Source organism: Paenibacillus sp. UNC496MF, assembly GCF_900113915.1.
GTDB lineage: Bacteria > Bacillota > Bacilli > Paenibacillales > Paenibacillaceae > Paenibacillus_Z > Paenibacillus_Z artemisiicola.
Window position 1 is genome coordinate 131,970 of the sequence record NZ_FORE01000015.1, and the last position, 15,009, is coordinate 146,978.

Below are 15,009 nucleotides of genomic sequence, written 5' to 3' on the forward strand. Positions count from 1 at the left end.
AATGCGATGCAAATGCTTGGCGCGATATTATAGCGGTAGTTGCCGGGTGGCTTCGTACCGTCGGACTTCAATTGGATGGGACGGCGGTAGCTGCAGGCCGAAAATATGAAGCTCAATGTAATGTGGGTAGTTGGCGTGACATGGTGAGCGGCGGGTGACTGGCACACGATGGTCTTCGATCGGACCAAAGTGACGAGTGTGAGGAACAATCGGTATGGCCAATGTAATGTGAGTGACTGGTTCAGCTAAAGGGAACACTTCTTAATAAAATACATAAGAAAAATTATGAAAATCAGCAAAAATCACGCTTAGACAGGAAGGAATGAATGGGCATATGCGTCATTTACCTCGGATTTCAGAGGTACGCCTTCGATTCAATCTTAAGAAGCATTATGATGTGACTCCCGCCACACTTGAGCTTCTTCCGCTGGGACTTGATTATCGTTCTGCAGTATATCGCGTGGTTAGCGTGCAGGGAACTGCCTACCTGCTCAAAGTCACTTCAAGACCTTTATACAAACCACAATATCTGATTCCTCGATTCCTCCATAATCAGGGGATTACAGGTGTCGTTGCTCCCATTTCTACCAAGAGCGGCGCACTTTGGACCCGGATAGATAATTGGACCATCGTTGTCTATCCCTTTATTATAGGGGATTCAAGCTTCAATGGAATGTCAGCCGAGCAGTGGAAGAAGATGGGGACGATCTTAAGACGGATTCACCAGATTGCTTTGCCGCCTCAAGAATTTAAGTCGATCCGACGGGAGACCTTTGATTCGACGGTATATGTTCAAGGGATACGAGCCATTGAGGATCAACTTACGCGCTTTGAAGGCGGAAGTACGTTAGAGAATACGCTTCATGCTTCTTGGGTAGCGCATAGGTTAACGATACATGATAAGTTAACCTCATTGGAAAAGCTGGCAAGATCGCTTAAATCGCAAACACGCCCGCTTGTAATATGCCATGCGGATCTGCATCCTGCCAATTTAATCCGAAATCCCGGTGGACAAGTGTTTGTCATCGATTGGGACGAGGTGATGCTCGCTCCCAAAGAACGAGACTTTATCTTTGTCAGTCATCCGCATGATTTTTTTCAGGGGTACGGGGCCGTAGAGGTCGATGAGACGGTGCTCACCTATTACCGCTTGGAAAGAGTCCTTCAGGATCTGATCGAGTGTGCTCGAAACGTGTGTTTCAGGGACGACTTAGGGGAAGCAACCAAGGCAGACGCCATGAAGTTGTTTCAAAATATCTTGGCGGAGGAAGCAGCCGGTGAACCGTAACGTTCCTCTTGTTAGAGTGAATGAAACTTATGAAACAATGGTCAGTAGGAGTGCTCGTATTTGATCAGGTCGACGCCTTTGACTTCGTAGGTCCGTCTGAGATCCTATCAGTTGCTCGATACAGTGCTCAAGATGTTCAGAATATGATCCTTTGCTCAGCGGATGAGCAACATAAGCCATTTTTAGTCCAAACGGTATCCGAAACCGGGGGAATGGTAACGGCCAGCAACGGCCTTCGCATTATGGCCGACTACAGCATTGAGAATGCCCCCCCAATTTGATATTGCTTTGATTCCAGGGGGTTTTCAACCGGTAATCCGCAAACTGAAAGGAAATGAAGGTTGATCCAGTGGATTACCGATCAAATGAGAACTATAGAATTGATGACATCTGTCTGTACTGGTGCATTCGCTTTAGCTCAAGCGGGGCTGTTAAACGGAAAAAAAGCAACAACCAACCGAAAAGCGCTGGATATCCTTCAGAAGTATTTTCCTGAAATTACGGTAATTCAGGATCAAAAGTTAGTAGATGAGGGAAACATTATTACTGCACAAGGCCCAGATGCGGGGCTGCATTTATCATTTCATCTTATCAAGAGACTTATGGGTGAAAAAGCGGCCCGCATAGCAGCAGATACCGTAGAGTACGATGGGCTTTGAAAGTCATATGCAATAACCTTCTGAGTATCTTCAGTGATCTGTCTACATTTGCATTTCTTGCAGTATAAATCAGTGCTCCTTCAACTAAAACCAGCTAATATCCGCCATGGTTTCCTCCGAGATACGATCTGGCTGAGAAGGTCGTTCATAGTCTAAACCGACTCCCGGATTAGTCACCGAAGCAGAAGGCGTGCGTAACGTTAAGTGAAAGTTCTTTTGACTTGTTGGACTGCCCACAACAAACAAGGAATGGCCAGGTTGAAAATGAGAAAAATCCACGGTTTTATATAAAATTCATAGCTCAAATCTGAAGTGAGCAGCATACAGATGAATAATAATACAGCCATCGACCAAGTAACATTATGCCAATTTCGGATTCGGAGAAGCTGAGCCATGCCGTAGCTCGAAATAAACAAATGATAGGCGAGCTTTATCATAATGCCGAATTGTAAGAAGAACGTGATCACCAAATCGAAATTTTGGATGAAATTCAAGATCGAAATCGATTTCATGTACATAAATTGCGGATGATACATGTCTGCAGCGCTAATCGGTCCGAATACCAGAATAACTGCAACGGACATTAAGACACCCCACATAGTTCCAAAGCCGATCGCGTTCATCACACTCGATACTGCTTTATTGGTATCCTTCATAAAAGCGGCAATCATCATAATTACGGAGGTTTCACCGGCAAAACAAAATACAATTAATGCTCCCTTAACGATTGGTTCGCCTTCTTCGTAAACGGGCAATAACTGATGGAGATCCATATGGTGACTGTTAAGTAATAATGGTAAAAATGCAGCAATAAAGAGAAGAGGTCCGATTACTTGACTAGAGCGTCCGATCGTCGTTATTCCCCCAGCCAGATTAAAGTAAAGCATCAGAACAATTTCTAAAAGCATGATAACAATTGCCGGTGTTTGATAGAGAAGATTCGTTTTAATAAAGTCCACCGTTCCATGCAGCATAATCATCATGATAAAGAACCAAAAACAAATGTAAGCGAGTGCAATCGGTTTGCCCAACCATTTGCCAAGAATAAGCTGACTGTACTCCATGATCGTTTTATTAGGTTGTAATAAACTGACCTTGACCATTAGAAATGAACCAATCGCGGCGCCCCCTCCTGCCAGAAAATAAGTAATCCATATATCCTGCTTGGCTTGTTTGAGTGATGGCCCCAAGGCGAAATAGGTCAATAGGACAATCTCAGAAATAAATATCATCCAAAACAATTGCGACTTCGAAATAGTCATAAAGCGAGCAATCCTCCCTGCGCAATTTGCAATTGTGTAATCGTTATTTCAACCCTTAGGACCGGAACCAACTTGCCCGACACCTTTTATGGTCAATTTGACTTCAACAAATACGTCCATTTTTGAGAAGGTATCGCTCCAATGTTCACGTAAATGTTTCCATTGGTCTGGATGCTTCCATGCGATTTCGTTTCCAAAGCCAAATAGGTCTGTTTTGTATTGCTTCTGAATAGAACGGATCACGCGTATTACTTCTTTTTCTGTATTTTTACTCATTTCTTTTGCTACATTTTCCTTAACAGCAGGGGATAGCAAGTACAAATTCGTATTATTCTCTCGGATGAATCCGGTGCCGTCCAACTTAATGTTCATTCGGATACGATCGCCGTTCTTGCTGAACCTCAGGTTGTGTTTCAGTTGTTGTAAGTCAAGGCTAACCGTTCGATTCTCGGAAGAAACTCGCTGCGTCAGCAAAAGGTGAGAGATCTTCCCCCTCATCCATAGGGTGAGCAAAGCATCTTCTCCCTTTAGGAAATCGACCATCTTATAATCCTTATCAAATATGGCTGCTTCTTCAATGGCCATTTGGCTGTTCTTGCCGCTTGCATGAACCGAAACGACGGGAAGGACGAAGCATTTCGAGGGATTGTTCTTTTCCTTTTCTAAATCAAATAATTTTTCTGTAAATCCGACAATGCGGGATGTTCTGTTCGCAAACGTGGTAGAAAATCGTTCCATTGCATATTCACTCTTCAAGAACTGTTCGGCAGTGCTTCCCTTGACAATGAATATATATACCCTCGTGTTGCTATCCGGATTCCGTATAAGCTCGTCGAGCCATTTCATAAATCCTTGTCTGGCTACGGCTTCACTAATGAACAGGGCAACCCGATGACCCGCAAACAGCTTGCGAGACAACTGTTCCTGAATATGCATTGCAGCGTTAGTTATATTGGTCCCCGTGCTGCTAACTACGGTAAAAGGCGGCTTGCTGGAGTCGGCCCCGCCTTGTTCGGGACTGCTCGAGCGGACTACAGGTATTTGCACGCTTAATTTGAATTGTTTGTCACTCGTTAAGTCCCACCCCGAACCTAAAACGAACGAGAGCTCGTTGGGTTCCTTTAAATCCCAACAGCCGGTTAACACGAAGACGATTAATAGGAACGCAACGCTTAGCGCTGTTGTTTTAACCGACATGAAACAGTCACCTTTTTCGCATTAATTCGCCTGCATATCAGCTGTTCGAGCGGCCGATCTTCATCCATTTGGGCGCACGGATGATCATATCGAGCATCTGTTTTCCGATGCGCGGTGCAACAGGAGAGAAATAGGGGACACCGAATGATTTCATGCTTACAAGATGGATCAAGATTCCCATAATCCCTACGGCCATACCGAATAATCCCAAGGTTGCCGCCAGAATTAACATCACGAAGCGAAGAAGCCGGAAAGCAATTCCGAAGCTGTACCTGGGAATGGCATAAGAGGCGATCCCTGTAGCAGATACCACGATAACGATTGGAGCGGATATGATACCGGCTTGAACGGCTGCTTGGCCGATTACAAGAGCGCCTACAATGCTGACTAACGGGCCGATTTGACTGGGCAATCGGATTCCTGCCTCCTGCAAGCCTTCAAACACGAGCTCCATCATTATGGTTTCGATGGCTGTCGGAAAGGGTGACGATTCACGCGCTGCGGCGATGCTGCTCATCAAAGGAAAGGGAATCATTCCTTGATGATAGGTAGTCAAGGTGACATATAAGGCAGGCGCTAACAGGGATACCAAAGAAAACGTAAAGCGAATAACCCTCATGGCATTTACATAGACAAAACGTTCGTAATAATCATCCGCCGCTTGTAAACCGACCCAGAACGTCATTGGCACAACGAGAGCGCAGGGGGCGCCATCCGACATGATAGCTACTTTGCCTTCAAACAAACAGGAGGCGATGACATCCGGACGTTCGGTGTTCTGAATTTGAGGAAACGGCGAAAACGGAGCATCCTCGATATATTCTTCGATATATTCGGCCTCCAGAATGACGTTTGCTTCAATTTGGCCGATTCTGTTTTTTACTTCTTGCAAAACTGTGCTATCCACGATGCCATCTAAATAAGCGATCACGACATTCGTTCGTGTTAACTTCCCTAATTCAATCGACTCCATTTTCAATAAATGGCTGGGTATTCTTTTGCGAAGCAGCGTCATGTTGACCTGCAAGCTTTCATTGAAGCCTTCTCTCGGACCTCGAAGAGTGGATTCCAAGCTTGGCTCTTCCACAGCGCGTTTTTCTATCTTGCCCATATCGGCCAAGAATGCCAATTCCTCATGATCAACCAAAACCGCGATTTGTGCTTTTAACACATGATGAACAACGTCTTTATAAGTACCCGCCGTTTTGGAATGAAGAGTTGAAAAGTATTCCAACTCGCAGGCTTGTGATAAACTTTTGATTTTTTCTAACCCTTGGGGAAGTCCTTCATATAGCAGCGGCTTCAATACGGTTTGCTCAAATGCCCGCGCATCTACCATTCCGTTGACGTAGATCATCAGCACGTCCGCATGCCCTTCAGTCTTAAACTCGCGAAACACGATATCTGAGCATTTATCGAAAATGAGTTTTAAATAACGGTAATTTTCATCCAGATTGTACGAAAGTGGCTTCTCTAATTCGGATTGGTGATCGGCAAAAGCACGATCCTGAAAAGGAGGAGACGTTTTGCCTCGATTCCGTTTTTTTAACATGCGTTTGTTTTCCTTTCATTGCATGCTGAAACAGTTAGAGTGTTTCCCAATTAAGGAACGCTTATACGGAATTCCGGCATCGATCCGGTTGCATGATAGGAAAACGTCTGAGAAATTCAAAATAGTAGTAATTTGAGCAGATGCCATCCATTTCTAACTGTCAGCAAAGGTAAGCAAACGATCATGATCACATTCCAAAAAAGACTGCCAAAATGAATATTTGCTTGCTAAACGGAAAAATCAGGAGCCAATGGAGGTGAAAGTGGAAACAGCCTTAGTTCGGAAAATGTCCGAACTAAGGCTGATTTATTATTCGCATGAATTATGGTTGTATCAGCCTAAGCAGCAAGGACACATCGTTAGGGTCACCTACAGTGATGATCGTTTTCCCTGCTGCACCATTGAGATTTCTTACGCGGTCACTGCGCTCGGCAGTGGTGACGATGACATCCGCGCGCTTTATTGAGGAATACAATTCCTCCTCAGGGGCATCGATATCTATCGTAAGGATCTCCGCGGTTGTATGCTTGACGATTTCATCTAAATAGAAGTAGCACGATTGTACTTTGCATTCAATAAATAAATAGGTCGGGTGCACTTTGACGGATTCCCCATACAACTGCAAATAAGCGAACCCGGCTAGAAGCAGATTTTCGGGAGGATAACTTGCTTCGCTAGAGCGAATCATCATTTCTTGGACAAAGGGATAATAAGGGTTATTTCTTTTAAATTCTTCAATGTTCGCTTCATTAGCGATTCGGGTCCCACGGCCCTTTTGTATAATCAATAAACCTTCGTCCTTTAATTGTGAGTATACCCATTGTATTGTGTTTCGGTTTATGGCGAGATGATCGGCTAAATGGTTCGTAGAAGGAAGACCATCGCCAGGGGAGAGGACCTGATTACTGATCAGCAGCTTAAGTTGCTCTTTGATTTGAATGTTAATCGGTAAAGGTAATTTTGTATCTATTTTTATGAGGGATTCGATGTTAACGCCCACCGTGCTCACCAACCTTATTAATTGACTAGTCTTTTGGTTATTTCTTAGTTTAATCAATCTCAGCATCCGTTGCAACTACGTATAGAATCGCAGCCTTTAATGTTCTTGTTGACAAAAAGCCAAGACAAAATTAGTATGAATAACAGGTTAACCAATTAACCAGTCAAATAAGCTTTTATTAAAAAGAAAGTGGTGACCTCCATGCAAACCATGGCAGCCGTACAGAAACAAAATAGCATTGGTTCCGTGCAGTTCTTACCTGTTAATTTATTTGGATCGGTTATGGGTATTTCAGGCCTGTCTTTGGCTTGGCGACAAGCGAGTAAACTATTTGGTACTCCGCCAATCATCGCTGAAATCATCGGAATTGTAGCGGTTTTGATTTTTATCGCGTTAAGCATAGGTTATATTTCGAAATGGTTTCTATACCCAAAGAAGGTCGTAAATGAATTTATGCATCCCATCTCGGGAAATTTTTTCGGAACCATTACGATTTCCATTCTCTTGCTATCCTCAGTGCTCGGTAGCTACAGTCAAGTATTAGGGCAAGTTATTTGGATAATCGGAATGGTAACGACATTAACGCTTAGTTTTATCATCGTATCCCGGCTATTAAACGGGGATCAAGAACAGGGTAATGCAGTTCCTGCTTGGCTTATTCCCGGAGTAGCAACCATCGACATCGTCGTTGCCGGCGGGACGATGCCGTTTCCATGGGCGCACGAAATTAATCTGTTGTCCTTGGCGATCGGGGGAATTGTTGCGTTGGTATTCTTTACCATGATTTTATCCAGATTGATTCATCAAGCTCCACTGCCAGCAGGATTAAGACCTTCCATGATTATTATGATTGCGCCCTTTGAGGTTGGTTTTCTTGGATATACAAACTACGTACAGCGAATCGATCAGTTCGCATCCATCTTGTTTTACTTTGGTCTATTCTTATTCGTTGTCTTGTTTTTTAAAGTATTTAAAAAGTCCATCCCGTTCGGCGCTTCCTGGTGGGCTGTAAGCTTTCCGATGGCTGCTCTCAGCAATGCTGCTTTGAAATATGCGATGTTCGAGCCTTCCTGGCTGTTAATCGTCATATCCGCGGTTATTCTCGCTTTGCTAAGTATTATCTTAATTGTTCTTTTTATTAGAACAGTGAACATGCTATTTAATGGGAATCTGCTTAAAGGATAACTTTTGAGGCATAAGACAAGGCATCTTGTACATGGCAACTAAAAAGTTAAAACCTCATCATGAAGGTGAGGTTTTTTGCATGAATGGTCTTCATGTCGGTAACGATAGTAATAACAAAGACCTATTAGCCCAATAACTGTTAGAGAAAAATATGGAGGTTAAGATGTTGCATTCAAAATCAATAAATATTCTGCTTATGCTACTAGCAGCATCATTCTTAGGATTTACTGCACCGTTAGTTGACTTTCTGTATGCTAAGGGCTTCACGATTATGGATCTGACTAATGCGCAATACGGATTTGCTGTCGTTATGCTTTGGCTTATAATTTTACCTATTTTGAATCGAATCCGTTTCCCAACAGGTAAGGATTTGCTTTTCATTATTGGAACTGGGGCAACGTCTGCTTGGGCTATTTATTTTTATTTTAAATCCATTACTTTACTGCCTGTTTCATTAAGTATCGTCTTGCTTTTTCAAGTTACTTGGATTGTGACCTTATTGGATATAATCGTGAAGAGGGTTTTACCCTCGACGCAGAAATGGATTGGCATTGCTTTTATTCTTGGAGGAACAATATTAGCAGTGGGGTTGTTTCAATCAGAGCTCCCGCATCTTTCGTGGATAGCGATCGGATATGGTTTGCTGGCTGCCGTTTGTTTCGGTATCAGTCTTTATTTGCCTGAATATATGACGAAACAATCTTCACCGTTTGCTCGGGCCGCGTTGACTCTGACAGTAGGTGCCTTCTCGCTGTTTCCCATGTATCCTCCAACGTACCTGACAAACGGTGTTTTGTTCCACGGTTTGTTGGGCTGGGGGATCGTCACAGGATTAATTGGACAATTGCTGCCTTTACTATTCATGCTGATCTCAATTCCGAAAATTGGTGGTCGAATGGCCGGGATTCTAAGTGCTGTCGAGTTACCCGTCACGGTTGTTAGCGCTAACTTTTTACTTGGGGAGACCATCTCCTGGTTCAGATGGTTAGGTGTTTTATTGATCCTAATAGGCATTTGCTTTAGTGAAGTAATGAAGCCTACATCCAAAAGATTAGTGAGAAATAGAATTTAGCACAAGCAGGTACTTCAGATAACCGATTACCTTCACTATACGACCGAACGAGAAGTCAGTCAGCGTCGCCTGGTTGTGTGAGTGGCTGAAGCTTCTGGTGGAGAGCACGAAATTTACAAGAAGGCGCTACAGGTCATCATCGAGAACAGCGTCAACGGGGCGCCATTGCCCAATGTGAACGGCACGATCTTCATGCGGAGCGATTGGGAGGCCGGAACGTTGCGACTCGATGATGACCGGGAAATAAGCGTTAAAAAATTGCAATAAAAGACGTTTCTCGCCGTGGGAACGTCTTTTTGTCGATCGAATAGGGCTCAAGAATCAGTTTGCAGAGTTTACAGAGTAAGTATTGTAATCGCTTTCGAATGAAACTATACTGTAGTCGAAGTCGAACTTAAACGTTTCGGAAAAATGGGGTAGCATTCCATTTGCACATGTAAGGGGGAGATGGACAATATATTTTTTTATTCATCAGTATTAACCGCTACCATTAATTCAGTCACACTTCAGGTTGCGCTTGAGGAGACAGGCTAACAAAATGGGGAGGTTTAAACGGTGAAAAAAATCAGTTTCTTACTTATCGCGCTTCTTCTTGTTCTCTCGCTCGCGGCATGCGGCAGTAACAATGGAAATAAAAGCGGCAGCGATCATTCAAGCGGTAACAACGGCGCGGCACCGAATGATAGCAGCTCCGATTCTTCGAACGGCGATTCCGGCAAAGCGGGCAGTGGCAAAGAAATTGTCATCAAGTTCCCAAGCTACAAAACCGGCAATAACGTAGGCGCCATCTTCTTTCTTCCTCAGATCGAACGCTTCAATCAGAAATTCGCTGGCAAGTACAAGATTGAAATCGAGGAAATCGTCCAAGACGAATACTCGAAGAAAATCAAGCTGCTCTACCAGCAGAAGAAGCTTCCCCCACTCATTGAAGTCGACAAGGAGCTTGCCGACATCATGATCAACAACGGTGACCTCGTGGACCTCAAACCTTACATCGACAACAGCCCGGAAATCAAAAAGGTACTCATCGATGATTCCGTAAAATACAACACGGATAAGAACGGCAAGATCGTATCGCTTCCACTCGCGTTCGAACGTCCGATTGGCATGTACTACAATAAAGAGCTGATGCAAAAAGCAGGCCTCACGGGCTTCTCGGATACATGGGACGGCTTCTTCAGCGACTTGGATAAGTTGAAAGCTACCGGCATTACCCCTCTATCCTTGATGACAGGCGAGAACGGCTGGACTACAATGCTGCTCGCTTCCGCCATGATCGCATCCGATCCGGAAGGCCAGCAGATCCTGACGAAGGGCGATATCGTAACGAATTTCAATTCGCCGCTCTGGATCAATACGTTTACGAAAATTCAAAAGCTGCTTCAAGATTACACGACCAAGTCTGCTCTTGGCGCGACGTACTCGATCGCGGCAAATGAATTTTTCAGCGAGAATACAGCTGCAATTGCGAACGGCCCCTGGATGGTCGGCGATTTCAGCAACACGGATAAAGCGGCGGAAGGCTTCGCAGACAAAGTCGGCGCGACAATCTATCCGAACGGCGTTGCGCTTGGATCCGCTGACGGCTACTGGTACTCGATCCCGGTAGGTACTCCGCAAGAGCAAATCGACGGCTTGATTGAATACTTTAAATTCATTTATTCGCCTGAAGAATTGAATGCGTTCCTCGTCGCGGAAGGCGGTTTCGCGCCTAAGTTGCCGATGCCGGACGAGTCAAAGGCGAAGCTGAATCCAATCATGAGACAGCTCAACGATGAGGTGGGTTCGAAAATGAAGACGCTTAACCGTTTGATTTATGACATCGTGCCGCAGTCGGTATCCGACCTATTTGCTAAAAACTTGCCGCTTCTGGCAACGAACGATATGACGCCGGAACAGTTCTGTAAAGCGATGACTGACACAGCAGAGAAGTTTAAGAAATAAATGCCGGATTGCAAAAAATGATCCGCAAGAAGCGCATAGCGAGCCGCTAATGCGCTTCTTGCACATCGTTCGCGAACCTATCGCCCGCGTGAGGAAAGGAGTCCAGTCATGTACAAATACAATAGACTATGGGTATACCTTTTTATTGTTCCGACATTGCTCGTATTTCTGACCTTCTACTTCGTGCCGATTATCACGGTATTTACGACTGGCTTTACCGAGTGGAACGGATTTAATGCGCCGAAGTTTATCGGGTTTGATAACTATAAGATGATCTTCACGGATGATAACACGCTGACGGTTTCCTTGATCAACCTGCTCAAATGGTCCATTATCGCCACATTCATTCATGTGCCCTTCGGCGCGCTGGTAGCGTTCATTATTTATAAGCGTCCGGTCGGCTGGCGGTTTGTACGCGGCGTGTTTATGATTCCGAACGTCATCGCCGTATCGGCGTGGGCGATTATTTATCGGTTTATTTTCAACGATCAGATGGGCTTATTGAATAACTTCATCCGTAAGCTTGGCTTCTCGAACTTCCATACAAATTGGTTCTTCGATACGCAGTATGCGTTCTCGGCGATCAGCCTGACATGGGTGTTCTACGCCGTTATCGTGACGCTGCTTGTCCTGTCCGATCTCATGGCGATTCCGAAGGAATTGCATGAAGCGGCGAAGATCGACGGCGCGACAGAAGGCCAGATCCACTGGCGCATCAACTTTCCGCTTATCCGCGGCTCGCTCGGCACTTCCGTCATATTATCCGTCATCGCTCGGATTACGATGTTTGAGGCGATCTTCCTGACAACGAAGGGAGGACCGGGCAACTCGACTTACAATATTTCGGTCATGCTCTACGATGGCATTATTAACTATCAATTCGGTTATGCCAATGCGGTCGCGACGATCATGATTATTCTCGGCATCGGCGTTCTCGCCATTACGACGAAAGCGTTCCGGATGAACAAAAGCGTATACAACTGAGGGGAGGTGATTCTGCCGATGAAGGCTGATTATGTAAAACGCGGCTTTGTAGGGATATCCAGTTACTTGGTGCTGTTCTTTACCGTGTGCATCTCGCTTGTGCCTCTTCTCTGGATCGTCGTTTCTTCTTTCAAATCGAACAAAGCGATCTTAAATAAGCCGTTCGCGCTCCCGACAGAGATTAACTTCCACGCCTATTATTCCGTGTTCAAGATGAACAATTTCTTGAGCAACACGTTCAACTCTGTGCTGATCTCCGTAACGTCGACGCTGGTGGCGCTGCTGTTCTACGCGCTTGCGGCGTATTCGTTCGCGAAATTTGATTTTTTCGGGAAACGCCTTCTGTTCATCCTGTTCTCGGTGACGCTTCTTATTCCGGGCCATGCGACCGCCCAGCCGATCTTCTCGTTCATTAATTTGACAGGGCTGTACGATACGAGACTTGCGCTCATTGTCGTCTACATCTCGTCTGGCCTTGCGGTATCGCTATTCATTTTGCGAGCTTCGTTCCTGTCGATTCCGAGAGAGCTTGATGAAGCCGCGTATATGGAATCGGCGAGCTTCTGGCAAGTGTTCCTTCATATCAATTTGCCGCTCGCGAAGGCGGGGCTGTCGACGGCAGGCATCTTGATGTTTCTCGGCAACTGGAACGAATTTTTCTACGGCTTTATGCTGACGTCCTCCGCGGAGAACCGTACGCTCCCGGTAGCGCTGCAGTTCTTTACGGAGCAGTTCTCCTATAACTACACGCAGCTGTTTGCGGCACTGACGCTTGTCACGCTGCCAAGCATTATTCTGTACATGGCGGCACAGGAGCAAGTACAACAAAGTGTAGTCAGCGGCGGTGTAAAAGGCTAATCATCCATTCATACTTTGGCAGGTGAACCGTATGGCGACGATAAAAGATATTGCGAAGATTGCCGGAGTATCGACAACAACGGTGTCGAGGGCGCTGAACGACTACAACGATGTAAGCAAAGAGACGAAGCGGAGGATCAAGACGATTGCCGAAGAGCTGGACTATTGGCCGAACGCGGTTGCACGAAGCCTCGTGTCGAGCAAGACGAACACGATTGGCGTTATTTTCTCGGGACTGAAGTATACGGGCGGGAAAGATACGCTTGCATTTGACATTTTGATGGGCATCAACGAACGGGCGAACGAGTTGAATTACGATATTCTGCTCTTCAGCACGAATCCGTCCAAGCAGCGAATCAAGTCGTATTATAATTTGTGCAAGGAGCGGAACGTCGACGGGGCCATCATCTTCGGGCTTAGAGTGGATGACCCGTATCTTGAGGAAGTCATCCAGAAGTCGAAATTCCCTTGCGTGCTCATTGATATTCCATTCTCGAACGAGCATTTGGGCAATGTCACGACCGACAATATCGAGGGAGTTCGTAAAGCCGTTCAGCATTTAATCGACGGGGGACATACCGACATTGCCATGATTAACGGGTACCCGGCGGCGCATGTGAGCGAGCAGCGTTTAAACGGGTATAAGAAAGCGCTCGCGGACAACGGAATTGTGTACAATGCGTCCAAAATAGAGGACGGCGAGTTCTCCGAAGATGGCGGTGAGCGGGCGATGCTGCGGATACTGGAGGAACATCCCGGCGTTACGGCGGTGTTCTGTTCCAGCGATTTAATGGCGCTTGGGGCGATGCGCGCACTCGAGAAGCGGGGCCGTAAGGTGCCCGATTCCGTATCCGTTGTCGGCTATGATGATATTATTCTGTCATCGTACTGCATACCGAAACTCACGACGATTCACCAGAATAAATACGATATGGGCTGGACGGCGGCAAAGCTGCTCATCGAGATGCTCGAAGATAAGGAAGTCAATCATAACGTGGTGCTGAACAATGAGCTGATCATTCGGGAGAGCACCAAGAAACTACGGTAAAAAGCAACCAGATCCCGCTCATTGCCTAAATTTTAAGTGAGCTCCATCAAACCAATTTCGGGAGGATGAACGAGGATGAGACTTAGCGCTGAAGAATTAGCAAGCGGGCGGTTATCGCCGGATACGCTGGAGCTGGCTGTACAGCTGATTAAGGTGAATGGGTATGTGTTATTTGAGGAAGTGCTGCCAAGAGCGCAGGTGGAAGAGCTGTATGACAACTATGTAGCCATCTTGGACCCGTACGTCGAGCAGCACCGCGAGGAGATACTGAACCCGAATAATGGGTTCAATGACGGCACGAACCATGTACGGCTCTATCTGCCTTTCGTTAAACCGTTCTGCGATGAAGCGGTTATAGCCAATCCGTTCGTTACGAAGATTGTAGATCAGATTCTCGGTGAAGACTGCTTCATGACGTATTTTGCGACGAACACTTCCATGCCCGGCGGCAAGAATAAACAGCCTGTCCATGCGGACACTTCCTCGCGATACGGCGATCGCCATGATGGGAACTTGCCAATCGTCAACCTGGTTGTCAACTATCCCCTCGTCGATGTAACGGAGGACAACGGACCGATGGAAGTATGGCCAGGCGGTACGCATCTGCATCCGGACAGCTGGTACGCACCGAATGCGTTCAGCAAGCCGAAGCTTGCGGAACATATGCATTATATCAAAATGCTAATGCCGGCAGGCTCCATTCTCATTCGGGATGACAGAGTATGGCACCGCGGCACGCCGAACCATTCGGACAAACATCGTCCGAATATCGCGTTAATCTATTCGGCAAACGGACCAAACACAGGCACGATTCAAATTCCGCAGGAGACATACGACCAGCTCCCCATCAAAGCACAGCGGCTGCTGCGAAAAGAGCTGATCGGTTATCCGGTAGCGGAGCCGAAGCATTAATCAAAGGATCGTCCTTATCCATTACTACTAGCGATGGCAACCGGCCTG

At 45.9% G+C, this 15,009-nt stretch carries 14 protein-coding genes; 10 read left to right on the forward strand and 4 right to left on the reverse strand.

Annotation, left to right across the window (positions count from 1 at the left end):
* Positions 1-322: 322 nt before the first annotated feature.
* Positions 323-1,288: a phosphotransferase enzyme family protein gene (locus BMZ79_RS25740; protein ID WP_090645828.1), complete on the forward strand. Its 966-nt coding sequence runs from the start codon at positions 323-325 to the stop codon at positions 1,286-1,288.
* Positions 1,289-1,629: 341 nt separating this feature from the next.
* Positions 1,630-1,947, forward strand: a complete 318-nt coding sequence (locus BMZ79_RS25750) for a DJ-1/PfpI family protein (protein ID WP_090645834.1) — start codon at positions 1,630-1,632, stop codon at positions 1,945-1,947.
* 200 nt (positions 1,948-2,147) lie between these two features.
* Here the strand turns inward: BMZ79_RS25750 and BMZ79_RS25755 are convergent, their stop codons facing one another.
* The 4 genes from BMZ79_RS25755 to BMZ79_RS25770 all read right to left on the reverse strand — a co-directional run bounded on the left by BMZ79_RS25755 (position 2,148) and on the right by BMZ79_RS25770 (position 7,024).
* The gene (locus BMZ79_RS25755; RefSeq protein ID WP_090645836.1) at positions 2,148-3,209 is read right to left on the reverse strand and encodes a GerAB/ArcD/ProY family transporter; all 1,062 of its coding nucleotides are present in this window, start codon (positions 3,207-3,209) and stop codon (positions 2,148-2,150) included.
* Positions 3,210-3,257: 48 nt separating this feature from the next.
* Positions 3,258-4,406, reverse strand: coding sequence for a Ger(x)C family spore germination protein (locus BMZ79_RS25760; protein ID WP_090645839.1), 1,149 nt, complete (start codon positions 4,404-4,406; stop codon positions 3,258-3,260).
* Positions 4,407-4,443: 37 nt separating this feature from the next.
* On the reverse strand, positions 4,444-5,958 hold the full coding sequence (locus BMZ79_RS25765; RefSeq protein ID WP_090645841.1) for a spore germination protein: 1,515 nt from the start codon (positions 5,956-5,958) through the stop codon (positions 4,444-4,446).
* Positions 5,959-6,280: 322 nt separating this feature from the next.
* Entirely contained in the window at positions 6,281-7,024 is a 744-nt protein-coding gene (locus BMZ79_RS25770) for a GntR family transcriptional regulator (protein WP_090645843.1), read from the reverse strand.
* A gap of 135 nt (positions 7,025-7,159) precedes the next feature.
* Here BMZ79_RS25770 and BMZ79_RS25775 point away from each other — a divergent pair, with 135 nt between their 5' ends.
* From BMZ79_RS25775 to BMZ79_RS25810, 8 genes are all read left to right on the forward strand, one after another.
* Positions 7,160-8,143, forward strand: coding sequence for an SLAC1 anion channel family protein (locus BMZ79_RS25775; RefSeq protein ID WP_090645846.1), 984 nt, complete (start codon positions 7,160-7,162; stop codon positions 8,141-8,143).
* A gap of 151 nt (positions 8,144-8,294) precedes the next feature.
* On the forward strand, positions 8,295-9,215 hold the full coding sequence (locus BMZ79_RS25780) for an EamA family transporter (RefSeq protein WP_090645849.1): 921 nt from the start codon (positions 8,295-8,297) through the stop codon (positions 9,213-9,215).
* A gap of 81 nt (positions 9,216-9,296) precedes the next feature.
* Entirely contained in the window at positions 9,297-9,482 is a 186-nt protein-coding gene (locus BMZ79_RS25785) for a hypothetical protein (RefSeq protein WP_090645852.1), read from the forward strand.
* Positions 9,483-9,770: 288 nt separating this feature from the next.
* Positions 9,771-11,159: an ABC transporter substrate-binding protein gene (locus BMZ79_RS25790; RefSeq protein ID WP_090645854.1), complete on the forward strand. Its 1,389-nt coding sequence runs from the start codon at positions 9,771-9,773 to the stop codon at positions 11,157-11,159.
* 156 nt (positions 11,160-11,315) lie between these two features.
* Positions 11,316-12,143 (forward strand): carbohydrate ABC transporter permease, encoded by an 828-nt coding sequence (locus tag BMZ79_RS25795; RefSeq protein WP_218154793.1) that lies wholly within the window; start codon positions 11,316-11,318, stop codon positions 12,141-12,143.
* Between the two features lie 18 nt (positions 12,144-12,161).
* Positions 12,162-13,001, forward strand: coding sequence for a carbohydrate ABC transporter permease (locus BMZ79_RS25800; protein WP_090645859.1), 840 nt, complete (start codon positions 12,162-12,164; stop codon positions 12,999-13,001).
* Between the two features lie 31 nt (positions 13,002-13,032).
* Positions 13,033-14,049 (forward strand): LacI family DNA-binding transcriptional regulator, encoded by a 1,017-nt coding sequence (locus BMZ79_RS25805; RefSeq protein ID WP_090645862.1) that lies wholly within the window; start codon positions 13,033-13,035, stop codon positions 14,047-14,049.
* A 75-nt stretch (positions 14,050-14,124) separates the two neighbouring features.
* Complete coding sequence (locus BMZ79_RS25810) at positions 14,125-14,961, forward strand: phytanoyl-CoA dioxygenase family protein (protein WP_090645864.1); 837 nt, start codon at positions 14,125-14,127, stop codon at positions 14,959-14,961.
* The last annotated feature ends 48 nt before the right edge of the window (positions 14,962-15,009 follow it).

Bases quoted from the DNA above. Each gene is read 5' to 3' on its own strand.
- BMZ79_RS25740 (WP_090645828.1), top strand. From the start codon at position 323: ATGAATGGGCATATGCGTCATTTACCTCGGATTTCAGAGGTACGCCTT.
- BMZ79_RS25755 (WP_090645836.1), bottom strand. From the start codon at position 3,209: ATGACTATTTCGAAGTCGCAATTGTTTTGGATGATATTTATTTCTGAG.
- BMZ79_RS25760 (WP_090645839.1), bottom strand. From the start codon at position 4,406: ATGTCGGTTAAAACAACAGCGCTAAGCGTTGCGTTCCTATTAATCGTC.
- BMZ79_RS25765 (WP_090645841.1), bottom strand. From the start codon at position 5,958: ATGTTAAAAAAACGGAATCGAGGCAAAACGTCTCCTCCTTTTCAGGAT.
- BMZ79_RS25770 (WP_090645843.1), bottom strand. From the start codon at position 7,024: ATGCTGAGATTGATTAAACTAAGAAATAACCAAAAGACTAGTCAATTA.
- BMZ79_RS25775 (WP_090645846.1), top strand. From the start codon at position 7,160: ATGCAAACCATGGCAGCCGTACAGAAACAAAATAGCATTGGTTCCGTG.
- BMZ79_RS25780 (WP_090645849.1), top strand. From the start codon at position 8,295: ATGGAGGTTAAGATGTTGCATTCAAAATCAATAAATATTCTGCTTATG.
- BMZ79_RS25800 (WP_090645859.1), top strand. From the start codon at position 12,162: ATGAAGGCTGATTATGTAAAACGCGGCTTTGTAGGGATATCCAGTTAC.
- BMZ79_RS25805 (WP_090645862.1), top strand. From the start codon at position 13,033: ATGGCGACGATAAAAGATATTGCGAAGATTGCCGGAGTATCGACAACA.
- BMZ79_RS25810 (WP_090645864.1), top strand. From the start codon at position 14,125: ATGAGACTTAGCGCTGAAGAATTAGCAAGCGGGCGGTTATCGCCGGAT.